Source organism: Flavihumibacter fluminis, from assembly GCF_021491375.1.
GTDB lineage: Bacteria > Bacteroidota > Bacteroidia > Chitinophagales > Chitinophagaceae > Flavihumibacter > Flavihumibacter fluminis.
Genome location: NZ_JAKEVY010000001.1, coordinates 314,096 through 336,276 on the forward strand (window position 1 = coordinate 314,096; position 22,181 = coordinate 336,276).

31 protein-coding genes are annotated in these 22,181 nt (G+C 39.1%); 11 read left to right on the forward strand and 20 right to left on the reverse strand.

What is annotated here, in order from left to right; all coding sequences use genetic code 11:
• Window positions 1–93: 93 nt before the first annotated feature.
• The 6 genes from L0U88_RS01365 to L0U88_RS01390 all read right to left on the reverse strand — a co-directional run bounded on the left by L0U88_RS01365 (window position 94) and on the right by L0U88_RS01390 (window position 3,249).
• Window positions 94–555 (reverse strand): YybH family protein, encoded by a 462-nt coding sequence (locus L0U88_RS01365; protein WP_234863786.1) that lies wholly within the window; start codon window positions 553–555, stop codon window positions 94–96.
• 46 nt (window positions 556–601) lie between these two features.
• Window positions 602–940, reverse strand: coding sequence for a hypothetical protein (locus L0U88_RS01370; protein WP_234863787.1), 339 nt, complete (start codon window positions 938–940; stop codon window positions 602–604).
• Window positions 941–977: 37 nt separating this feature from the next.
• Complete coding sequence (locus L0U88_RS01375; protein WP_234863789.1) at window positions 978–1,436, reverse strand: RES family NAD+ phosphorylase; 459 nt, start codon at window positions 1,434–1,436, stop codon at window positions 978–980.
• 11 nt (window positions 1,437–1,447) lie between these two features.
• Window positions 1,448–1,915 (reverse strand): Xre family toxin-antitoxin system antitoxin, encoded by a 468-nt coding sequence (locus L0U88_RS01380; RefSeq protein WP_234863790.1) that lies wholly within the window; start codon window positions 1,913–1,915, stop codon window positions 1,448–1,450.
• 77 nt (window positions 1,916–1,992) lie between these two features.
• Window positions 1,993–2,271: a hypothetical protein gene (locus tag L0U88_RS01385; protein WP_234863792.1), complete on the reverse strand. Its 279-nt coding sequence runs from the start codon at window positions 2,269–2,271 to the stop codon at window positions 1,993–1,995.
• 78 nt (window positions 2,272–2,349) lie between these two features.
• Window positions 2,350–3,249 (reverse strand): DUF7003 family protein, encoded by a 900-nt coding sequence (locus L0U88_RS01390; RefSeq protein WP_234863794.1) that lies wholly within the window; start codon window positions 3,247–3,249, stop codon window positions 2,350–2,352.
• A 219-nt stretch (window positions 3,250–3,468) separates the two neighbouring features.
• Between L0U88_RS01390 and L0U88_RS01395 the strand changes: the two genes are divergently transcribed.
• Window positions 3,469–4,026 (forward strand): Crp/Fnr family transcriptional regulator, encoded by a 558-nt coding sequence (locus L0U88_RS01395; protein ID WP_234863796.1) that lies wholly within the window; start codon window positions 3,469–3,471, stop codon window positions 4,024–4,026.
• Window positions 4,027–4,054: 28 nt separating this feature from the next.
• The gene (locus L0U88_RS01400) at window positions 4,055–4,594 is read left to right on the forward strand and encodes a DoxX family protein (RefSeq protein WP_234863798.1); all 540 of its coding nucleotides are present in this window, start codon (window positions 4,055–4,057) and stop codon (window positions 4,592–4,594) included.
• Window positions 4,595–4,619: 25 nt separating this feature from the next.
• Here L0U88_RS01400 and L0U88_RS01405 read toward each other — a convergent pair whose 3' ends face one another.
• On the reverse strand, window positions 4,620–5,060 hold the full coding sequence (locus tag L0U88_RS01405) for a GNAT family N-acetyltransferase (protein WP_234863800.1): 441 nt from the start codon (window positions 5,058–5,060) through the stop codon (window positions 4,620–4,622).
• A 65-nt stretch (window positions 5,061–5,125) separates the two neighbouring features.
• On the opposite strand from L0U88_RS01405, the gene L0U88_RS01410 reads away from it, so the two are divergent.
• Window positions 5,126–6,847 carry an amidohydrolase gene (locus L0U88_RS01410; RefSeq protein WP_234863802.1) on the forward strand — a complete coding sequence of 574 codons (1,722 nt, stop codon included), beginning with the start codon at window positions 5,126–5,128 and terminating at the stop codon, window positions 6,845–6,847.
• 7 nt (window positions 6,848–6,854) lie between these two features.
• On the opposite strand, the gene L0U88_RS01415 is transcribed toward L0U88_RS01410, so the two are convergent.
• Together L0U88_RS01415 and L0U88_RS01420 are read right to left on the reverse strand one after the other, a co-directional pair.
• Window positions 6,855–7,388 (reverse strand): STM3941 family protein, encoded by a 534-nt coding sequence (locus tag L0U88_RS01415; protein ID WP_234863804.1) that lies wholly within the window; start codon window positions 7,386–7,388, stop codon window positions 6,855–6,857.
• A gap of 42 nt (window positions 7,389–7,430) precedes the next feature.
• Window positions 7,431–7,802, reverse strand: a complete 372-nt coding sequence (locus L0U88_RS01420; RefSeq protein ID WP_234863806.1) for a VOC family protein — start codon at window positions 7,800–7,802, stop codon at window positions 7,431–7,433.
• A 58-nt stretch (window positions 7,803–7,860) separates the two neighbouring features.
• Here L0U88_RS01420 and L0U88_RS01425 point away from each other — a divergent pair, with 58 nt between their 5' ends.
• Window positions 7,861–8,178, forward strand: coding sequence for a VOC family protein (locus L0U88_RS01425; protein ID WP_234863808.1), 318 nt, complete (start codon window positions 7,861–7,863; stop codon window positions 8,176–8,178).
• An 83-nt stretch (window positions 8,179–8,261) separates the two neighbouring features.
• Here the strand turns inward: L0U88_RS01425 and L0U88_RS01430 are convergent, their stop codons facing one another.
• Window positions 8,262–8,927, reverse strand: coding sequence for a hypothetical protein (locus tag L0U88_RS01430; RefSeq protein WP_234863810.1), 666 nt, complete (start codon window positions 8,925–8,927; stop codon window positions 8,262–8,264).
• Window positions 8,927–9,733, reverse strand: a complete 807-nt coding sequence (locus L0U88_RS01435) for a hypothetical protein (protein WP_234863812.1) — start codon at window positions 9,731–9,733, stop codon at window positions 8,927–8,929. The genes L0U88_RS01430 and L0U88_RS01435 overlap by 1 nt, the downstream gene beginning before the upstream one ends.
• A 295-nt stretch (window positions 9,734–10,028) precedes the next feature.
• On the opposite strand from L0U88_RS01435, the gene L0U88_RS01440 reads away from it, so the two are divergent.
• Complete coding sequence (locus tag L0U88_RS01440) at window positions 10,029–10,523, forward strand: acyl-CoA thioesterase (protein ID WP_234863814.1); 495 nt, start codon at window positions 10,029–10,031, stop codon at window positions 10,521–10,523.
• A 9-nt stretch (window positions 10,524–10,532) separates the two neighbouring features.
• On the opposite strand, the gene L0U88_RS21025 is transcribed toward L0U88_RS01440, so the two are convergent.
• From L0U88_RS21025 to L0U88_RS01465, 5 genes are all read right to left on the reverse strand, one after another.
• Window positions 10,533–11,048 (reverse strand): START domain-containing protein, encoded by a 516-nt coding sequence (locus tag L0U88_RS21025; RefSeq protein WP_234863815.1) that lies wholly within the window; start codon window positions 11,046–11,048, stop codon window positions 10,533–10,535.
• Window positions 11,049–11,130: 82 nt separating this feature from the next.
• Window positions 11,131–11,538: a hypothetical protein gene (locus L0U88_RS01450; RefSeq protein ID WP_234863817.1), complete on the reverse strand. Its 408-nt coding sequence runs from the start codon at window positions 11,536–11,538 to the stop codon at window positions 11,131–11,133.
• Between the two features lie 81 nt (window positions 11,539–11,619).
• The gene (locus L0U88_RS01455) at window positions 11,620–12,207 is read right to left on the reverse strand and encodes a Crp/Fnr family transcriptional regulator (protein ID WP_234863819.1); all 588 of its coding nucleotides are present in this window, start codon (window positions 12,205–12,207) and stop codon (window positions 11,620–11,622) included.
• A gap of 119 nt (window positions 12,208–12,326) precedes the next feature.
• Window positions 12,327–13,991, reverse strand: coding sequence for an alkaline phosphatase family protein (locus L0U88_RS01460; RefSeq protein WP_234863821.1), 1,665 nt, complete (start codon window positions 13,989–13,991; stop codon window positions 12,327–12,329).
• A 79-nt stretch (window positions 13,992–14,070) separates the two neighbouring features.
• A complete protein-coding gene (locus L0U88_RS01465) occupies window positions 14,071–14,535 on the reverse strand; it encodes a VOC family protein (RefSeq protein WP_234863823.1) in 465 nt (154 codons plus the stop codon).
• Between the two features lie 179 nt (window positions 14,536–14,714).
• Here L0U88_RS01465 and L0U88_RS01470 point away from each other — a divergent pair, with 179 nt between their 5' ends.
• The 3 genes from L0U88_RS01470 to L0U88_RS01480 all read left to right on the forward strand — a co-directional run bounded on the left by L0U88_RS01470 (window position 14,715) and on the right by L0U88_RS01480 (window position 18,177).
• Window positions 14,715–16,616 carry an MGH1-like glycoside hydrolase domain-containing protein gene (locus L0U88_RS01470; protein ID WP_234863825.1) on the forward strand — a complete coding sequence of 634 codons (1,902 nt, stop codon included), beginning with the start codon at window positions 14,715–14,717 and terminating at the stop codon, window positions 16,614–16,616.
• Between the two features lie 71 nt (window positions 16,617–16,687).
• A complete protein-coding gene (locus L0U88_RS01475; protein ID WP_234863826.1) occupies window positions 16,688–17,326 on the forward strand; it encodes a type IV toxin-antitoxin system AbiEi family antitoxin domain-containing protein in 639 nt (212 codons plus the stop codon).
• A complete protein-coding gene (locus L0U88_RS01480) occupies window positions 17,323–18,177 on the forward strand; it encodes a nucleotidyl transferase AbiEii/AbiGii toxin family protein (RefSeq protein ID WP_234863828.1) in 855 nt (284 codons plus the stop codon). Before L0U88_RS01475 ends, L0U88_RS01480 begins: the two co-directional genes overlap by 4 nt.
• A gap of 9 nt (window positions 18,178–18,186) precedes the next feature.
• On the opposite strand, the gene L0U88_RS01485 is transcribed toward L0U88_RS01480, so the two are convergent.
• Window positions 18,187–18,510, reverse strand: coding sequence for a winged helix-turn-helix transcriptional regulator (locus tag L0U88_RS01485; protein ID WP_234863830.1), 324 nt, complete (start codon window positions 18,508–18,510; stop codon window positions 18,187–18,189).
• Window positions 18,511–18,652: 142 nt separating this feature from the next.
• Between L0U88_RS01485 and L0U88_RS01490 the strand changes: the two genes are divergently transcribed.
• Complete coding sequence (locus L0U88_RS01490; RefSeq protein ID WP_234863831.1) at window positions 18,653–19,507, forward strand: CPBP family intramembrane glutamic endopeptidase; 855 nt, start codon at window positions 18,653–18,655, stop codon at window positions 19,505–19,507.
• A gap of 61 nt (window positions 19,508–19,568) precedes the next feature.
• Here L0U88_RS01490 and L0U88_RS01495 read toward each other — a convergent pair whose 3' ends face one another.
• Window positions 19,569–20,465 carry a helix-turn-helix domain-containing protein gene (locus L0U88_RS01495; RefSeq protein ID WP_234863832.1) on the reverse strand — a complete coding sequence of 299 codons (897 nt, stop codon included), beginning with the start codon at window positions 20,463–20,465 and terminating at the stop codon, window positions 19,569–19,571.
• A gap of 148 nt (window positions 20,466–20,613) precedes the next feature.
• Here L0U88_RS01495 and L0U88_RS01500 point away from each other — a divergent pair, with 148 nt between their 5' ends.
• Both L0U88_RS01500 and L0U88_RS01505 read left to right on the forward strand, forming a co-directional pair.
• A complete protein-coding gene (locus tag L0U88_RS01500; protein ID WP_234863833.1) occupies window positions 20,614–20,826 on the forward strand; it encodes a hypothetical protein in 213 nt (70 codons plus the stop codon).
• Between the two features lie 4 nt (window positions 20,827–20,830).
• Window positions 20,831–21,685 carry an aldo/keto reductase gene (locus L0U88_RS01505; protein WP_234863834.1) on the forward strand — a complete coding sequence of 285 codons (855 nt, stop codon included), beginning with the start codon at window positions 20,831–20,833 and terminating at the stop codon, window positions 21,683–21,685.
• Here L0U88_RS01505 and L0U88_RS21030 read toward each other — a convergent pair.
• The gene (locus L0U88_RS21030) at window positions 21,682–21,855 is read right to left on the reverse strand and encodes a type II toxin-antitoxin system RelE/ParE family toxin (protein WP_353620636.1); all 174 of its coding nucleotides are present in this window, start codon (window positions 21,853–21,855) and stop codon (window positions 21,682–21,684) included. The genes L0U88_RS01505 and L0U88_RS21030 overlap by 4 nt on opposite strands.
• Window positions 21,856–22,113, reverse strand: a complete 258-nt coding sequence (locus L0U88_RS01510; RefSeq protein ID WP_234863835.1) for a type II toxin-antitoxin system ParD family antitoxin — start codon at window positions 22,111–22,113, stop codon at window positions 21,856–21,858.
• Between the last annotated feature and the right edge of the window lie 68 nt (window positions 22,114–22,181).

Consider the following 22,181-nt stretch of genomic DNA (forward strand, 5'->3'; position numbering starts at 1 on the left):
AAATAGGTTACTATATTAATTCTTACCAATATAGAGGGATTTCCTGATTATTCTAAATTCAGGCAACAAAAATTCGACCAGCCGTCAGCTGCTTTATTTAGCTGATTCGTGAATATGAACAACCTTCCATTGTCCGTCTATTTTTTTCCAAACATAGGTATAGGCGCCAGTTCCAATATCTAATACCTTGTTATCATGGGTAATCAATTCTGCTACTGCTGTAAAACCAATTAATGCTGCATCAGGGGATAGAACCTGTACGACCGGGTTCGCAATTTGCAATTTAAAACTTTTAGTTCCCTTCAAAATTTGGGGATATATTTTTCTAAACTCCTCATTATTGCCAACTGATAATTCCATATTGCGATAATACCGAAAAGAATTATCAGAATGGAATTCAGCCACCTTCAGCATATTTACTGTTTCCCAGGTCTTGTTATACTTGTCGGTAATTGTAAGAATTTCAGTTACTATTTGCTGCCTTTCTTTTTCTGATTGCCCATATGAAATACGACAAGCCAGTAGTATGAATAAAAAAAGTGACAAGGTTCTCATAACTAAATTTTATTTATAATTTATTACAATTCGAATTTCATAACATCTATTGAATTAACCGATAAATAAGAATTCCAACTGAAACTCCAATTATTGATGTGTAAATAAGCTTATTGTACTTGGCCAGCCATTCCGGTAAATAGATATCAAAATTATGTCGGGTAGAATCAGAATATTTCCTGGCCCAAACTGTTAAAGGGCAATACATTTTAAACAGTAGCAATACAATTCCTTCCAGCACGATTAATCCATAACAAAGCCAAAGCCAAAAATCGATCCGGTTTATAATGACAGCATAGAGAATATAAAATATCACAAAATTAAAGAACACCCAGATGATGGTGTGCAATAACTTAATCAACCTGAGTTTTGTTGTTGGGTTCATTTAAACCTTATTAATCTCAATTAATACCAAAGGGAACCTAACCATTTTTTATTCGCAGATCGTAAACAAAGTCTTCTACCTTTATAATTCGAAAATTCTCCGATTCCTTGTGTTTAGGATTAAGCAAATAGTTATACTCCTGCGTAATTACAGCTGATGGAATTTTGATTATTGGTAATTCTGCACCTGTTAAAAGATCCGTTCCCATATCTTTTGTGGAAGATGGTGCTGGTGATTCTCTCCAGTTGCCTGGGAGATCAGCAATAGATAATTCATGAATGACATTGTCTGGTATTTCATAGGTTATGATACTTAATGATCTCGGAATCTCGTCAATAGTTACGTTAACAGTGTATTCTAATACAGCAAGCGCTCTACTTTCTGATGTATAAATGCAAGGAGTCAACAAATGATTCCAGCGTCCACCAAACAATCTCGCACCTTCTCCAGAAAGATCCTGACTGAATTTAGTTTTGCTAACCCTAAAAACAAACATTTTGCCTTGGTTTAAGAGTAAACACCATAATCAATTCTGCCAATAATGTTCTTTACCTCTTCTCTACCAAATTGGTTGTTACATACTTCATAAGGTGTTTTTCCACCTAAGGCACTATTTTCCCTGAACATCCATTGATTAAATTTTTCCTCATTTTCAAACACGTCGTATCCATAAGAATAAATAGCTGCCAAGCCGAGTATCCTTTCGCTTAGCGAACTATTGAATTTCTCAGAACCAGGTTTATTTATTAATGTGGCCCTCGTCACAGATAGTAAGTTTGCCAGTTTATCATAATCAAGTGCTGTTCTTTTCTTCAATGCTTCCAATTCTTTTTTGCTGATACCCAAGCTCAATCTTTCCATCTTTTCAATTGGTGTCATTTGACTTTCCGGTTTTTTGGTGGTACCAGACAGGATTATTGTATTCTTCCTGTGAAGTTTGCCTTTACTCTTCCCGGATGTTTTTACCTTGAGCATAGTACATTATTTTACTTATATCAGTATAAAGATATACCAAACTAAGCATTTAGTAAAATGGGTTATGACTCAGGCGGTTACCCCTCTTTTGGCTTCCTGTACTTCCCCGGCCCGGATCTGTGCTCAGGTGGTGTATACCCATACCTGGTTTTATAACGATTCCGGTTCCATTCCTGCCAGTCTTCCCATTTGGTGGATACCATCACACAATTAAAACCAGTAAGCCCCGGATCAGCCACCCTGGCTTTATCCAGAAAGTAAACAAAGGCATCATCCACATTTTTGATGTGGAATTCCTTAAAGCCTTTGACCAGCTTTCCGGCACTGGAACTATATGAAATAAAATACCAGGGCATGATTAAAATGCTAAATTACTTAGTATTTAAGAAAGATGGTATTTTTTTTCAATGAGCCCCCCTGCTATTTATTCATTTTCAGAGATTCCCAGATTCCCAATTCGACCAATGATTGTTTGCTTTTAGGGTTGGTTTCCAACAACTTGTGTCTCTTGTTACCAGTACCTTTGCAAGTAGCTGATAAGTTTCTTGCGTACTTGGCAGCGTAATAGAATCATAATTACTCACAAAATGAAACTTGTCAATTGTCATGATTTTGGGCAAATCCATCGGAATATGTTGTTTAATATCCTGCTCTGTCGCACGTATGAGTGAAGGATTCGTTTCATTTAAGTAACGTATAAAACTACCGAAATCGATCAGTTTATTTGGATTACCATACTCACTGACATTTATTCCTACTTTTTCATAGTTACGATAATCATTATCAAATGGGATAAAGACATCCCGGACTTTTACCTGTTTAATACCTGGTCCAATTATTTCAAAAGTTTCATATTGGTTACCAATTCTGTTTTCAATTCTGTCTAATTCTTCCTGGTCGATAAGAGGCACTCTGCTTGAATTTGTAATGTATTTTCTACTTGGGTACACTTCAACAGGATAATCAACGCAATTACCAACATAGTCAAGAACTATTTCTGCGCATCTCCCTCTGGTTTGATAGCCGCTCTTTTCAAAAACAATCGCCCACCTGGTTGAATCAGCATACAAATGAATCCTGCTGCCCGCTACAATACAATATCCATCTTCTAGGTCGAGGAAGAAATTATATTTGATATCCTCTGAACCTCCGATTGGATAGTATTCACTAGGCGTATGGTTGTATGCCAAATCCAATTGCCTTAAAATCTCCTTTTCTGCAACCTTTTTGGATAGATTGTATAGCAGCCAATCATTTGTACAAGAGCTGAATAAAATAAGGAATGAAGCTACCATTCCTGCTGAAATCGATAAAGGAAAATATTTTTTATCCATCGTAATCTTAATTCATAGGAAGATGCATCCATGTCAGCGCGACTAGTAATTTTTTATTACTCATGATAAGAATGGTACTTTTTTGAAACGACAGTTACCTAAGATAGATAATGTTAGAAGAAAAGGAAATAAAATTAATTACCCTATGGTAAGTAAAAACCCCCTTGTAGCTTCTGCAATTCAGGCCATTTAGCTGTAATTTGTAGTCAGCTAAATCATATGGATCACACCTTACTTCCTGAATCATCCAAACCCATATTAGAAGAATTTTTAAGTGAATTCGAACCAGTATACTTTGAAAAAAATGAGATCATAAAACAGGCGGCAACTTCAGAACGATATCTCTATTTTATTAAAACCGGTTGCATAGGAATCTATATTGAAAATTCCAGCAATTTTGTTTGCCTGGATTTTGGACTGGAAGGGCATTTTACCTGCGATTATTTATCCATCTTGCTCAACAAGCCCACCCCTTTAATACTTATCGCTTTGGAAAATACAAATGCCCTAAGAATTACTGCAACAAGATATGAGCAATTATCACAGGATCCCCGATATAAAAATGTACGACTGGCAGCATCGGAATATTTATTAATCAATAAATTTCAGGAACAAATAAACCTCCTTACCAAAACCGCCAAAGAGCGGTACCAGCTACTGCAGGAACAATATCCTGGCATTGAAAACCGGATAGCCCAGGTTCATATTGCTTCTTACCTCGGTATTACACCACAAAGCCTGAGCAGAATCCGATCCAGGTATAAACAAGCAATTTGAAAAAAACGAGTATAGTAAGGAAATAGTAATGAATTTTTTCACAAAAAATAAATACAGGATACTCGAGAATGCATGTAGCTATATAGTCGTATTTGCTATGGTAACCTATGGTTTTGGAAAAACAGTGCAGTTCAATGGCGCGACCAATATACCAAAACCTGTTTCAGAGTTGACAGGTATGCAACTCATGTGGGCTTTTTATGGTTATTCGAAACCCTTTGTTTATACAATTGGTGTGCTGGAAATTATTGGCGGTATCCTGCTCCTGTTGAAGCGAACAAGGTTGATAGGTTGCTTATTAGTTTCAACGATACTAATCAATATCATTCTGCAAGACATATTTTACGATGTAAATATGGGTGCGCTGAGAGCCGCCATTTTTTACCAGGCTATGATTTTGTTTATCTTTTATTTCAACAGAATAAAAATTATTGCCACCTGGAATATACTAACGAAAAAAGTCGACAATCAATCCAATTTTAAAAACAACTTACTGGTTCTGCTTCTTTCAGGATTTTCATTTATACTTCTACGTATTGCTGAATATTACCTAACATCCAAATGGTAAATTGGCTGCATTACCTGTAATTGGTTCAATGCAACAAATAAGTAAAATGTATCGCATTAAGTTCGGTACTGGCATTCGTTTTCCGATAAAAACGAACCGCCTCCAGGTCATAGGCTTCAGCTTCCACATACGCATGATCAAATCCCTGTTGCTTACAATAACGAACTAGTTCTGCAATCAACAGGGTACCCAAACCCTTGCCCTGGTAACCGGGATGTACACCTACATCGTATATATAAGCCACTGGCCGAGGCACATAATAGCTCTTCAGCACGTACACAGTCAACCCTCCCACAACCTGCTGGTCCTGCTGCACAACAAAGACTAAAAAATTTGGATCACCAAGTAAAGCTTCCAAATAATCGTCACCTGGTATTGCTTCTTCAACTTCAAATACCTCCCGGAATATTTCCAGCAGGTATTTAAAATGCGAAAGCTCATCCGGATGTAGCTTTTTTACACTCATATTATAAATTTAAATAACTTTAATAAGTTCCCTTTACCACCCACCATTATCAACCTATTGCAAGTATGAGAACCTGTATTCCTGTCCTTACACTTCTGCTATTACTGGCGGCATGTAACCAGCCAGATAAAAAAGAAGAAGCAAACAAAACACCCGATACCGTTTACTTCGGTGGTGATATCATCACCATGGAAGGTGATAGCGGCCAATATGCCGAAGCAGTGGTAGTTCGGGATGGCAAGATCCTCTTTGTTGGTCCAAAAGAACAAGCCCTGCAGTCTGCCAGTGACAACCCTGAACTGATCGACCTGAAGGGACAAACCCTCCTGCCCGGCTTTATTGATGCACACGGACACCTCTACATGGCCGGTATCCAGGCATTGGCTGCCAACCTCCTGCCTGCTCCCGATGGCCGGGGAAATGATATCGCCTCCCTTATTGAGGTTGCCAATCAATGGAAGGCAGCTAATGCTGCTATCATCAACAAAACCGGTTGGATCCTAGGCTTTGGGTATGATGAATCGCAACTCAAAGAACAACGCCATCCTACTGCCGCAGACCTGGACAAGATTTCAAAAGACACGCCCGTGCTCTTCCTCCACCAATCCGGGCACCTGGCTGCTGTCAACACCAAAGGGCTAGAACTATCCGGCATTACAGCTGAAACCAAAGATCCTCCAGGAGGCGTAATTCAGCGGATGAAAGGAAGCAGCCAACCCAATGGTGTGCTGGAAGAATCAGCAGTAATGGGACCAGCCTTTGAATTGATGAAAAAAGTGGACGACAAAGGCAATGAAACCCTGGTGCTTGCCGGACAAAAATCCTATGCCCGTTATGGCTTTACAACCGCGCAGGAAGGCCGCGCTTCAAAAGTTGCCTGTGAAACTTACAAACGCATGAGTGATTCCGGCACCTTACTAATGGATATATATGCCTACCCGGATATCCAATTAGAACTTGATTACATGAAAGCTAATGGCGTGCAGCCGGCATATAAAAATCATTTCAGAATAGCGGGAGTAAAACTTATTCTGGATGGCTCTCCTTCTGGCAAAACTGCCTGGCTTACCAAACCCTACAAAGTTCCCCCGCCTGGAAAGAACAAAGACTACAAAGGGTATCCGGCTATTCCGGATCCTGCTGTCCTTAATAACTTCGTAGACGAAGCGTACAAAAACAACTGGCAAATCATGACGCATTGCAATGGCGATGCTGCTGCCGATGCCTATCTCAAAGCTGTGCGCCTGGCTGCAAACAAATACGGCAATGAAAATAGAAGGACCATCATGATTCATGCACAAACAGTGCGGGAAGATCAACTGGATTCCATGAAAAACCTCGCCATCATTCCCTCCTTTTTCTCCATGCACACCTATTACTGGGGAGATTGGCATCGGGATGAAACCCTTGGCAAGGAACGCGCCTATCGCATTTCGCCTACTGTTTCTGCTCTCAATCGCGGTATGATTTTCACCGAACACCACGATGCCCCTGTTGCCTTTCCGGATGCGCTCCGGGTGCTGCATGCTACTGTTAACCGGGTAAGCAGATCAGGTGATATCATCGGGCCGGATCAAAGCGTATCAACTTATACAGCTTTACAATCCATCACCTCCTGGGCAGCCTACCAGGCTTTTGAAGAAAACCTCAAAGGCACCATCACCGCAGGTAAACTGGCTGATTTTGTACTCCTGGATAAGAATCCACTGAAAATTGATCCGATGACCCTTACTGACATTTCAATTAACGCAACCATCAAAGAAGGTAAAACCATTTATAGGAAATAATATGCAGTCACCCCTTGATTGCCATTAAACGATTATTCAGCAGCGTAACCAACTCATTAAATTCAATCTGGAGGGAGTTGGAACTTATACTCAGGGGCGTTCCGTATGAATTGTAATTTAGTTGCATCAATTTTCGTTTTAAACCACTGGTTTGCCTGTTGATATAGTCCTGCGGATTTTTAACCTCTAGCAGAATTATCTTTTGCCGATTGATTTCTATAACTGAAATATTTTGCAGGTCACTCCATAGTATTTGTCCGGCTGAAATTCCGCCGGAATTATCTGTAAGTCCTACGCTGTCTATAATAAGTCCCGGCTTGTTTTCAGGTAGTTTTCGTGCAATCAATACAGCGATCGTTCCAAAAAACAGAATCGCTGCAATGCTGATAATCAGAATAAAAGTCGGGTTACCAAAGAGCGCATTGTTGATTTTTGGCGGATTGATCAGAAACCAGATGCCTGCAGCCACAAAAACAAGGGAGCCTGCTAAAAGTAATACCAGTTTCTTTTTGCTTAAGGGGATTTCTATATTTTCTTGCATGGTTGAAAGTGTATTGATCACAGAATGATAAAGCTTATTAAATTACCTGTGTTGATCTATCAAAATTACATTCCCATCAGGATCAGAAATGGTAATACTGGCAGGACCCGTTGTTTTTTCATCTGCTTCACTGGTTAATTGAAGTCCCGATGATTTAAGCTGTCGTTGGATTTCCCGGATATCATCAAACTCAGCAAGGTTGTTGGCATTCTCATCCCAACCCGGATTGAAGGTTAAAATATTACCTTGAAACATTCCCTGGAATAAGCCAATCAGAGCATTCTCATTCTTCATGATGAGATAGTTATTATCCATGTTTCCGGCAAAAACCTGAAAACCCATTTTTTCATAAAAGTCCTTGGATAACTGCAGGTCTTTTACACTCAGACTGATGGAGAAGGCTCCTAATTGCATATGGTTTTCTTCCTAAATTACATAGAATTATTTATTAACATACCAAATACTAAGAACAATGACTAATTCATTCAAACCAGCCAATTATAATTCTGTTTCGCCGTATTTCATTATACAGGATGCCCATAAGTTTATAGAATTTTTGAAAGCCGTATTTGATTCCAAAGAATTAAGACGATACGATAACCCGGATGGATCTATTATGCACGCTGAATTCCAAATTGATGATTCTGTTATCATGCTGGGTAGCTCCTCTGAAAAATTCAAACCAATTGAACTGGTAATGCACGTCTATGTGCCCAATGTTGACGAAACATTTGCAAAAGCCATACAGGCAGGATGTGAAAGCATCCAGGAACCAGGCGAACGGGAATGAGATCCGGACCGAAGGGGCACGTTCAAAGATCCTGCTGGTAATATGTGGTCAGTTGGAACCCAACTAAATGATTGAGTATCGAATCAATCAAAAACGGACAGAATAATCTTTGTCAGGTCGCAAAAAATAGTAGCTTCTTCAATTGAAACAGGCTTTCTGGAGGTCCTGAATAAAACTTTATTATTAAACAACTCAATCTCCATTTCGGGGAAATCAGCGAAATCGTCTAATTTTTTAAACTGCAGTAGATCTTGCAACCTCTTACCATCTTCTGTCAATACCTGAAATTTTCTTGAAAATTTTTTACTATCAGGAAAATCAAGATCCCTTTTTAAGAATATATCCTCTATTTTTTCTTTGATTGTTTCCTGATGAATATAGGTTCTTGGGTAACTTTTTTTAAGAGATATATGTCCAAATATATACTGGTCAGTACCAGAATTAGAATTCTTTGGGACCGGTAAAGAAGAAAAGTAATCTGCTAGTGAAACCCGTACTATTTTATCGCCAATAACAGATTTCATGGAATGAGTAAGGGTTGCCGTTAAACTCTTGAACATATGAAACCCTTTCAGGTTTATATGAGAAGAGTCTTCACAATTTAATTCCCGTCGAATTACATTTAAGGAGTCATTAACCATCTTTTCATAGGCCTTTATCGCCGCCCTGGTTTTTTGAATCTCCTTATCGTTTGCAAAATCATCTCCAGAAAAATCTGGAATATGTTCATCATTGTACTGTGTCGTCACTAGCTGCTTATTTTACTTGCAAAAAGTTCTGGAATACTTTCATCAAGATCCCTCCAGAAGATATGATAAGACGGACGCTTAGCATCTTGCATAACCTTTATATTCTGCGCAATTAATTTTACTTTGTCTTTAGGTTCATATTTTTGTTTAACATCGCCCAAAAAAAACGTGGATTTATTTCTCCCTAAAAAATCTTTTTGCTGAAGCGTAATAAAAGCCATTTTTTCTAAACTTTCTTTGTCTGTTGGAATAGTTGTATTAAAAAAATCAAGAAGTTCACAAATCGGTTTTCGACCACCATTATCTTCATAGTGTCCAATTACTCTGAACAACGCAAATTTACCCGACGAATGAGAATAGCTAAAAACATCTCCAATTTCGAATGGAGTAAATTCTCTATAGACTTTAGCTATTTTCTTTTGTTGTGGTTGCTGTGAAAGCAACTTTTCTTTAAGTTTGATCAACTCCTTTTTTCGCTTTGCAACAAGCTTTTCATCACCTTCAAGTTCCCAACGTTTTAAGTCAGCATCAGTATCAATAACTTCTATTGCCTTTTGTTTCACTTCTTCAAGCAGGCGACCAGTCTGCCATTGTACAGAAGCCAACGAAAGCCAGAAAACCGAAGCTTCATCATCAATAGATAATGCTTCAGCATTAGTTTCAATCAAAGATTTAGTTGCCTCCTCTGATCTCATACCTTCACCTATAAGCTCCTTAAACTCATCCCGAATATCACAGGCAAAATCATCTGAAAATATTGCTGTACCAAAAGTTCCCATAAAGTAACTGATTATAAGCTTCGCCATATGAGACCCAAAAGATGGGAATCACAGGACAAGCTGCTACAATATATAAATTTCAGGATATATTTACATGCATTACAACCACTATTTAAATTAGAGCCCCGAACTGAGAACAGTCGGGGCTTTAACCTTATCCTGTGGTTATTACAAATCCGGCACAGAACAGATAAAAGGATTCTTGCGCTGACCGGACAGATATCAAAAGTAATAAAAGAGATCTTATCGAATTGTATCTATTTTGGGAAATAGTTAAGAATTTTCATTTTATACCGATTGGCATATTACAATAATCAAACAAATGAAAGAACTTAAAAAGATAGTTGAAAGCAAAACCAGGATTCATTACCAGGATTGCGATCCGTTTAATCATTTAAACAACTCCCGTTATATTGATTACATGATGGAAGCCAGGACCGAACAATTGCTTGCCAACTATGATTTCAATATGGCGGATTTTGCTTTCAGGGACAAAATTGGTTGGGTAGCCGTCCAAAATCAGATATCTTATTTATATCCGGCTACCTGGATGGAAGTTGTCACGATTCAATCCAGATTAATCCAGTTTTCAGACTGGAGCGTAACAGTCGAAGCTTTGATGTGGGATGAACATAAAACAAAACTAAAATCAGTATTATGGAGTAAACTTGTTCACTTCAATATCAAAACACAAAAAAGCCATCAACATTCCGCCGAATTAATGTTTTTTTTTACAGCGGTTCATTTCCCCTTACCCGGCAATCAGGGATTTGAAGAAAGAATAAAAGCACTGAAAGAATTGCCAGTCATAATTTAAAAAATATGGCTATTGGTTCAACAGTATAATTCTTCTAAGTGCTACGAATGTTTGAAATGGCATTTCATGGATTCTTGGATTAATCAACCAGGTTGGAATTTTCTGGGAAGGTTCGGAATGAAAATAATAGGTGATGGTAGTATTCCCTCCTTTTTCCTCCAGCAAAATATAGCCACTCGCTTTTTTTAAGGTGTACTTGCAACTCTTGGCACTATTGCTTCCTGCTATGGTAATAATACGTTTGTTATCCTGCTTAGCATCAAATTTCATTGTATACTGCATGCATTCATTAGCGTATGGCCAGGGGTAGTCGGTTTCTAATAAAAACTGATGCATAGTTTCATTTTGACTGATCAATTTTACAGAAGAAGTAAAGGCAAACCAGTCAGTGTATCTACGCACATCTTTAATAATTTTCACAATATCAGCTTCACTAGCCTCTAGTGACATCTCTGCTTTAAAAGCAAAGTAGGAACTTCCAGAAACTGGACCTACCCATACCCGGATCCCATCTTTTTCTTTCACAAGATTAAAGTTGTGCTGGACTATAATTTTAATTCCAGAAAAAAACAGGCAAGTCAACATTATTATCCACTTTATCATACCCTTACACCTGTTCTTTGTATTTTATTAGTTTAAGGAAATAGCCAATAAATACAATACAAAACAGAAAATCACCAATTACGATAATTAGTATTTTTTGATTCGCAAGATTAGCATGGAATAACTGTAATTCTGAAATGGCAAAAGCCAATTTACCTATCCCCCCAACTAAAGCAATGCCCCAATGTTTAATTGGATTATATGCTACCAATAGATAGCCAATAAAAAACAGAAAGGTGGTTCCCCAGGCACCTCTATATATTTCGAAAAAAAGAGGATCAGTAAGTGGTTTGTCAAATACTCCTTCAAAAGTGAAAGCCGTATTAAAATAACCAAAGCAGGTACCTATCAAATTCCATAACGCGGCAAGTAAGAAGATCCAGGAATAAAAAGAAAAGTCTTTAGCACGCATAAATAATTGATTTTGTACCCTTTATCAGCGACACAAAACTAACATTCCAGGCAACTAAAGATCTTTACATAGGTAAAGAAATCAAATTGGTTTTTTCTTTACAGCCAACTCTTTTCTGATGCGACTGAGTTGAATGGCTGAAATACCTAAATAAGATGCTATGTGATACTGTGGAATAAGTTGCTCCAAAGACGGAAACTCAACCTTGAATACCAAATAACGTTGTGTGGCATTCAGCAGTACAATGTCTAATTCTTTTTTTTCTTTTTCGATGAAATAATATTCAGCAATTTTTCTTACCAGTCGTTCCAGGTCCTGATGTTCGTCAAAAAGCTGAACCAAGTCTGAGTAAGTACAGGAATATACCATACAATCGGTAAGTGCCTGTTGTGCAATTAAGTTTGGCTTAGATGTCAATAAGGATGAATAGGCCCCGATGATACTTGGACCAACAAAAAACTGTTTGTTGTATTCTTGACCGGCTGCATTAGAAAAGAAAGCTCTAACAACTCCGGATTCTAAAAACCCGATTTTTTTTGCAACTTGATTTTGTTTAGCAAAATATTGGTTTTTCAATATTTTTTCTGGAGTAAGCAGTTGTGATATTTTCAGCCAGGTAAGATTGCTGATTGGCGAGATGGCATTAATATAGGCATTGATATTGTCCAATTCTGAATATTTGTTGGATTCAGTGATTTATACTGCTGATTGGACCAAAGATACTACCCCTATTTAAATTAAAGCCCCAAACTGAGATCAGCTGGGGCTTTAACCTTATCCTGTGGAACTTATTTAAGATACAACCTGTCTGCCGGGATGATTTGTTTTGTCAAACCGGGACCACTGTAAAAAGCGTCGAGCCAATAACCCTGACTGCCATTGAAATGCTCAATTCGGATGGCATGTTTACCTTTGGTCAGCTGTGTTTTACCGTTTCTCTCCTGTACGCCATGATCGCCACCATTGTCTACTACCAGTTTTCCATCGATATAGAGTTTGCTTCCATCATCAGATCTGGTAAAGAATTGGTATTCGCCTTCCACAGTAATGTCCAGCAAGCTTTCAGCAACCAGTCCAAATTGTTCGGATCCATCTTTTTGAGCTGCAGTAAGTTTGGAGTCATCCACCTGAAACTCATGCCCGGTAAATTCAGCTACAGGTTGGAGTGCAGCGAAATTCGGAACATCCTTCCAGCCTTTGCCCTGGTATAATTTATACCGTACACCGTTGCCCTGACCAGATTTCAACACCCGGAAATAGGCGCTGGCAATTTTACCTGCTGCTCCGTTTTCAATAATCCGGGCTTTAACAACAGCCGTCTGATCAACGGTGAAGGGACCGGTATATTTCTTACTGCTAGCATCAGGATCAGTTCCATCTGTGGTATAGTAGATGTTTTGACTTTCCTGCTCGTCGGCGTCAGCCATGCTTACAACACCAACCGTATCTATCAACAAGGCGCCTGTGGGTGCATAGGTGAATGACCTGGGATAGATAGTAGGTGCATCCTGTCTTTTTACCCCTTTCCAGTTAACGACAGGTTCATCAAATCCTTCAAATGCAGCTTTAACCGGGCGACCGATCCACTCATATGGTTGTTTCAGATTCAGCGCAAAAGCTATAGTTGCAGAAGCATCATACTGATAAACCTGGTGCTGGATCTGGTGGCCTTTTTTTACACCTGCACCATAAAATATCATGGGAACAGTGAGCTCTTCTATATCTTCTCCACCATGACCGGAACCTATACCTCCGTGGTCAGCAACAATCATAAGCAGCGTATTTTTTTCCATTCCTGCTTTTTTAATAGCATCATATACTACGCGCACGCAGGAATCTGCTTTCCGGATTGCTTCGAAATATTCAGGAGTACCATGACCTTGATCATGTCCGGCATGATCCACTTCATCAAAGTGAACCCATGAAAAAACCGGTTTTTTATCAACGATATAATTTGCAAATGCCTGTACCGTATCATCCTGTGTAGGATAGGTTTTACTCAGATTTACATCATTGGAATCGAAGAGTCTTCCAAAGCCACTCCAGTTATATATTGCGCCAACTTCATCGGTTGGACGCTGCTCTCTGAATATGGTAAAAATGGAGGGGAAACGAAAATTGGTATCCGAAACAACCGGCTCCACCTGAAAAGCATCCAGCTCCCAGTCGTTACTGGTAATGCCATGTTGTGCAGGGCCCGCACCCATTATGAGAGAAGCCCAGTTGGGACTACTAACAGTAGGCAAAACAGTACGAACTGAAAGAGAATAGGCACCAACTGACATCAGGCTATCCATAAAAACAGGGTTTGCTTTTCGCAAACCAGATGCGCTGAATCCATCTATACCAATTACAACTACATGTTTGATATCGTCCGGAGCCTGCTCTTTTTGCTGGCAGGAGGTGAATGAAATCGTGGCAACTACACCAAGCATTAGCGTTAGATTCTTCATAGCCAAATCTATCCACAAAGAATCAGAGTTATACTGCTAAAACCGGACTTCCTTATTCAAATTCCGCATAACGACCCACTCACTTAAGCTCTGCAAGTATCAATTTTTTCTGTTTCAATGTATTCTTCATTGCTTTATCTCTCACAACAGGATCATCACTATGGATTAATTCGAAATATTCAGTCGGCACCACCTGCCACGACAAACCATATTTATCTTTACACCATCCACAAACGCCTTCTTGCCCACCATTTTTTGTAAGGGCATCCCAATAATAATCTGTTTCAGCCTGGTCTTTTGTATTGATCACAAAAGAAACCGCTTCATTAAATTTGAACAAGGGGCCTGCCGCCAAAATACTAAACTCCATACCTGCTATTTCAATTACAGCTGTTTCAAAACCGCCATCATTTCCACTTTCATCACTATCAAACTTTCGGAAATCTTTCAATTTACCATCTTTAAAAATTGACAGGTAATAATCAGCTACTGCTTTGGCATCTTTTTCTACCCACAAGTAGGGAGTGATTTTTTGAGTAAACATAGCTTTCGTTTTTTACATGATTTCTAAACTTGTACACAAACCATTGTGAAGCTACTAACTATACTGCTAAACCCGAATAAAACTATACAAATTCCGCATAATAGCAGTAGCATCTATTTACTACTTAATAATGTCATTTTTAAATCACTATTTTCATTTCTCATTTTTTTATCTGCACCATGAACCAAACTAAACCCCTTTGCCTGTTAGTAGTAGCGCTGCTCCTGCAATTTTTCGCAGTTGCACAACCTGTCAACCGGAAAATCGTAACACCGCAGTATAAGGAATTACAGCAAAAACTCAGTTCCGGATGGAATACCTGGTATGCCAATAGTTTTTTATCGCATGTATTGTTGCCGGAAGGATTTTCCATTAACCTCTGTTTAACGCAACCCGGAAATCAGGAATATGTTCGAAATTTCTACAAGGCAGCGGATATACATAAAAGACCTGAAAAAATAATACCCGGACTACGATCCGATGATGGCAGTTATACCAGTATAACGGTGATCTATAAGGGAGAAACTATTTTTATCCAGACTGCTGCTGAAGGTGGTGAGCAATATATTCTGGTATCTCCTGTACAATCCAAAGAGAATTACCTGGTAGTGGAAGCCGGTTTACTTTGGAACCGGAAAGGAAGCATCGGCAGAACTGGTGATCAACTGACCGCCAGTTTTGGTAATCGATCCATAACAATATTCTCCACTGAATCTCCCGTGGCCGATGCCTATTCCGTTACCAGTGCTCCTCATCTTGCTTTTACTACAACAAAACCTCTGGGTATCTGCACGGGTAAACAAAGAAGTCTGGCTGAAATCAGCGCCATTATAGACAAACAACGCCGGGCTGCAGAGCAACGCATCGCGAGTTATGGACCTCTATCGGAATCCTTTCAAGCCATGCAAACGATCCTGGCCTGGAATGCCACTTACGATGCTCCCAATGAGCGTGTGATCTCCCCCGTTAGCAGAAGCTGGAGCGCAGGATGGGGTGGCTTTGTACTATTTGACTGGGACACCTATTTCGCAAGTTATATGTATTCTCTCTTCAATAAGGAACTGGCCTATGCGAATGCTATTGAAATTACCAAAGCAATAACGCCGGATGGATTTATTCCTAATTATCAGTCGCCCTATGGCCAAACCTCCTTTGATCGCTCTCAACCACCCATCGGCAGCAAAGTGATTATGGAAATCTATAAAAAGTATAAGGAAAAATGGTTGCTGGAGGAAGTATACCAGGAACTGCTAACCTGGAACCGCTGGTGGCCAAAAAACCGCGACAGAAATGGCTTTCTTTGTTGGGGTTCCAATCCGGTAGCGAAGGGCGTGAAGACCATTGATAGTCATAACCGCCAGGCAGCGGCATTTGAATCAGGGTTGGATAATTCACCCATGTACGATGATATGCCTTTCAATACCGAAACCAATACCATGGAATTGGCTGATGTTGGTTTGATGGCCATGTATATTATGGATTGTAATTCCCTGGCAGCTATGGCAACGGAGTTAGGTTTGAAGAAAGATGCTGACGAGCTCAAAAAAAGGGCGGCCCAATACAGCAAAAAGCTGCAGGGTATGTGGGATGAAAAAAGCGGTATTTATCTGAATCAGCGGATTGACACCCAGGAAAAAACCTATCGCTTATCTCCCACCAATTTTTATCCCCTGCTGGCGGGTGTCTGTACCCAGGCCCAGGCAGAGCGCATGATGAAAGAACACTATTTTAATCCGGATGAGTTTCATGGGGAATATGTAATCCCCTCCATTGCGCGAAATGATTCTGCCTTTAAAGACAATGATTATTGGCGGGGCCGGATCTGGGGACCCATGAATTTCCTGGTATTTATGGGAATGCAGCAATACCAATTGCCGGAGGCAAGGGCCGATCTCATCGCAAGGTCAAAGGCCTTGTTGATGAAGAACTGGAAAAAAGAAGGAGGTATTTATGAAAACTACAATACCGTAACCGGTGAAGGCGGCGATGTAGGAAGCGCGGATGCCTTTTACCATTGGGGAGCACTCCTCACATTTATGGAATTTGTTGAAAAAGGATATATGGCGCCGAAGGGGAAATAGTGGTGAAAAACATGTCAAATATTATTGCATAAATCGGAAATTATCCGATTTTTGTATTCAAATTTGACAACATGTCCTTTAGGGATGAGGTTTATGAATATGCCGAAGAACCTCTTAACAGGCAGATCATGATGGATCTGCTAAAAGAGTACAATCGTCCGAACGATAAAATAAATGAGCTGGTTAAAAAAGGAGAACTGATAACCATCAAAAAAGGCCTATATATGACTGGGCCTAAGCTCAAAATTGCCAGACCAGAACCTTTTCTTGTTGCCAATCACCTTTGGGGGCCAAGTTATGTGTCATTAGATGCCGCACTCTCCTATTGGGGATTAATTCCAGAAAAAGTATATGAAATAAGTTCAATGACTAACAAAACATCAAAATATTACCAAACACCCATTGGTAGATTTAGTTATTTCCGTGCACCCTTGCCATATTATTCTTTTGGCATTAAACGTGTTCAGCTAACACCCAAGCAGGCTGTTTTAATTGCCTCACCGGAGAAAGCAATTTGTGATAAAATCATCCATACATCGGGCATTTTACTACGTAGCCAGCATCAGGCACTGGAATACTTAGTTGAGGATTTAAGAATAGACGAAGAAATGTTGAGAAAACTTGACCTTTCAGCAATTAGTTCCTGGATTGAGGATGCTCCAAAGAAAGCAAGCTTATCTATGCTTGTAAAAACAATCAGCGGTTTATGATCAAAGAATGGATTCAGGAATATAACCCACAAAACAAAGAGCAGGCCGAATCTGCATTGCGTGAAATCATGCAGGAAGTTGCCCTGGCAGGGTTACAACGAACAGGCTTTTTTGAAAAGGCAGCTTTTTATGGAGGCACCGCCCTAAGAATATTTCATGGATTAAACAGGTTCTCTGAAGATCTGGATTTTTCGCTGCTTGAAATCGATCCGGACTTTTCTCTTGAGTCCTATTTTGAGGGGATTATCAGTGAATTTGAAGCTATCGGCATGAACGTAAGCATCCGGGAGAAAAAGAAAACCAAACAAACAAAAGTAGACTCCGCTTTTTTAAAATCTGAGACCGTTTGGAGAGAGTTGGTTCTTGATGGAATTATACCTCAATCAGGTGTTAAGGTATCTCCAGGGTTAAAGATTAAAATAGAAGTGGATTGCGAACCTCCTCTGGGTTTTGATACAGAAGAAAAGCTATTGCTAAAGCCATTTTCATTTTACGTAAAATGCTTTACGTTACCGAATCTGTTTGCAGGAAAAATGCATGCGCTGCTGTTTCGAAAATGGGGGACAAGGGTAAAAGGGCGGGATTGGTATGATCTTGAATGGTATGTGAGGAAAGGAATTGCACTTGACCTGAACCATTTTCTTCTTCGTGCAAAAGATACTGGTGACTGGACTGGAGATGCAATTACCCGGAATCAATTAATTCAGTTAGTAACTACTAAAATTAATTCAGTTTCCTTTGAAAGAATCAGAGAAGATATTGTTCGATTTATACCAGATGGGTCAGTACTTGAAATTTGGAGCCCCCAATATTTTAAAGATTTGGCAGAAAGGATAAAATATGCCATTTGAAAGTAATTTTCAATCAGATGACATTTGTTTTTCACCCCAGGTTCGCATTAAACTAATAAACGGGATTAATTCTTTTCCTGTATCGGTAAGTGAATATTCAACCTTCGGTGGAACTTCTAAATAAACTTTTCTGAAAATTAATTCATCTGCTTCCAATTCTTTTAATGTTTGAGTAAGCATTTTTGGAGTTATACCCACCACTGCTCTTTTTAATTCCCCATACCTCAAAAATCCATCTCTTAATATCCATAAAATTCGTCCTTTATACTTTCCACCAATTCGCTGGAAAGCATAATCAACTGCACAATGCGCCTTCTTAATTTTATTCTTCATTTATTTTTACTATTAAAATATTGATAATCAACAATAGTATCATTTTAGTATGTAGGATACTTAATTGTACGTAGTTGCACTAAAGATAATAAGGAGTTTTCTTTGGATAAAATTTTTTGAAGACAATAAATCAAAAGCAACAATGAATGCATTAATTAAGAGAGTGCTGCATTTTCCAATAACAAAAATTATCATCGGAATTGTAGTGTGTTTTTCTCTATTTGTAGTTATTCAAAACTTTGTTTTAAAACCTTTTTTCTATAGTTTAATTCAAGATAAAAGCATTGCTGACCCAATTATTATTTTTATTTCATCCATACTGTTATTAGTTAGCTATTACTACTTATTCCGTTTATATGATAAAAGAAAAATCACCGAACTATCTATAAAACATTTACCCAAAGAAATGTTTGGGGGCTTTAGTTTTGGTTTTTTGACCATATCATTATCAATTTTCATTCTATACTTATTAGGATACTATCAGGCTTTTAGTATTACAACTACTCACTACTCAGCCAGGTTTTTCACTGTATTACTATTTGCTGCACTAGTTGAAGACTTATTTCATAGAGGACTAGTCGTAAGGGAGATAGAAAATTGGTTAGGCTCAAACATAGCCATTGTCATTGCAATGGTGGTAGAATTACAACATATTTACAACCCCAACTCCAATTTATTCAGCTTTTTTTATTATTTGATTTGGGGGTTCACAATGGCAATGATGTTCATTTATACCAAAAGAATTTGGCTACCTTATTTCTTCCACATAGGTTGGAATTTTGCACAGCCTTTTTATGGCTCCAATCTAACAGGAACAAATGATATGGGTAGTATTATTCAATCTAAATTTACAGGCCCTGACTTATTAACAGGGGGTGCAACTGGAATTGAAGGTTCAATATTTTCACCATCATTTCTACTAATCATTGGCATTGTTCTTTACTACCTTGCTAAAAAAGAAGGCAAAATTGTAAAAGGCAAACTGTTTAATAGATGAATTTAAATTTCTTGAAGCAACCGGATTTCAACTAATTGACTACCTGGATCATTCATATTTCTTACGTTGAACTTCGGTACGCATTCGGCGTAATACCTACTTTTTGTTTAAACAACCGGGTGAAATGCTGAGGATAGGCAAAACCCAATTCATACGCTATTTCACTTATCGATTGATCAGCATTCATGATTCTTTCTTTTGCCAGATCAATTACTTTAGATTGGATATAATCCTGTGCTGTTTTACCCGTTTCTTTTTTGATCAGATCTCCAAAATAATTGGCAGACAAATGCAACTCCTTTGCAAAATAGGATACAGCAGGCAATCCTGTTTCCTGCGGTTTTCCGGATGTAAAATAGCTATTCAATAAGGCTTCAAATTTTTCTACTATTCCTTTATGGGGAGTTTCTCTTGTAATAAACTGTCGGTCATAAAACCGAACGCAGTAGTTCAAAAACAATTCAAGATTAGAGGCGATCAGCATTTTACTGTGCTTGTCTATGGACTGCTCCAGTTCGTATTGAATTTTGTTGAAAGCATCAATCACCAGTTGTTTTTCCTTTTCGGAAAGATGCAAGGCCTCCTTTACATCATAGGAAAAAAAGGAATACTGATGAATATTCCTGCCTAAGGAAGTTCCTTTAATTAAATCAGGGTGAAATAAAACAGCCCAGCCTTTTGGTTCAAAAGTTGTGACACCTGGCTGAATGCCTAATACCTGTCCGGGTGAAATAAAGACCAATGTCCCCTCCTGATAATCGTACTGATTCCGCCCATATTTTAATTCCCCGCAATTCAGCTCTTTTAAAAAAATAGCATACAGTCCAAAATTGAAGGTTTTGGCAGGCATGGGATGGGCTTTTGACAGATCCAGCACCGTGATTAATGGATGCAAGGTAGAGACACCCCGCATGGTGTTGTACTGTGTAACTGTTTCAATTTTTACGATCTCAGACATGATTGCTTACTTAGGATACAAACCTACGAAATACAGCCTCCTGAAGCATTGCTGTATCCGGGAATAAGGAAAACTGGTAAGGAATTCAGTAATTCATATACCAACTGGCAGCAAAACAGAGGGGAAATTTGCAGTATAAATGCAAGTCATGAAACTAACAAACAGGCGAAACTTCCTTCTTTCCGGAACTACAGCAGCAGCAGCACTGGCCAGTTCTTCCCTCTTTGGCCAATATGCTGGTACCGCCAAAAAATCGGAACGCATATTAGGAACTGGCAAACACAGCCTAAAAAATAAACCATGGAATGGGGCTTGGCTGTATGGGAATGAGCTGGCATCGGACTTTCATACCCAACCGTGAAGCGATGATTGCATTGATCCAGAAGGCCTACGATATGGGGGTGAATTTTTTTGATACAGCAGAAGCCTATGGCCCCTGGAGAAATGAAGAACTGGTTGGGGAGGCTATTCGTCCCTTTCGGAAGAAGATAATTGTATGCACCAAATTTGGCTTCAATATTCAGAATGGCCAACTGGCAGGACTTAACAGCAAACCGGCACATATCAGGGAAGTGGTGGAACAATCCTTAAAGAGATTGAAAACAGATTATATAGACCTGTTGTATCAGCATCTGGTGGACCCGGCAGTGCCAATTGAAGAGGTAGCTGGCACTGTAAAAGACTTAATAAAGGAGGGAAAAGTTTTGCATTTCGGATTAAGTGAAGCCGACTCTGTCAATATCCGCAAAGCGCATGCTGTGCAGCCTATAACAGCACTTCAGTCGGAGTACTCGATCATTTCCAGAGACCCGGAAGCTGCCATCCTGAATACCTGTGAAGAATTGGGCATCGGCTTTGTGCCCTACAGCCCAATTGCCAGGGCATTGTTATCAGGATACATCAATCCGCTAACCAAATACGATCCGGATAATGACAACCGGGATACTTTACCCCGATATAACCCTGAGGCAGTGAAAGCAAACTGGCCTTTAATTGAAGCTATCCAGGCATTTGGGAACCAGCGGGGATTAACAGCAACTCAGGTTTCTTTAGCTTGGTTATTGGCTCAAAAACCCTGGATTGTTCCCATACCCGGAACCACCAAACAAGCCCATTTACAGGAGAATCTTTGGGCTGCTTCCTATGAGTTTTCGGGAGATGAATTAAAAACGTTTACGGATATAATATCAAAAATTGAGATAACTGGGAGCAGGAATTAGTAAGAGGGATCCTCATTACTTTCTATCAGATAGAAAATAATATGACGTCCCACTTTTACTCCACGTAAACCTGATTCTACCAATGAATATGACCTTCCAATTTCAGGTTTCGTTGAAAATTCTCTTATAGTATCAATCAATAATGAATAGTATTTGTCTGCCTGGTTAATTTATAGTTTGCCATTCTTATTCACCTTAGCTTTCAATTTTTCCAGCTGTCTTTTTGAATCAAACTTATTGTCAATGCCACTAGATAAACCTTCTTTGATTGCATCACTAAGCATACTTACCCGTTGCTCTTCTTCCTCCAGCAGACGAAGTCCAGCCCTGATTACCTCGCTAGCATTCTTATACCGCCCTTCTGAAATTTTGGATTCTACAAAGTCCTCAAAATAGTCACCAAGTGATACAGATGTATTACGTCCCATTTTAGTGATTTTTATAAAGTTGCCAAATTTTGGTACTATTACAAAATCGCCTCACTTATTTCCAAAAC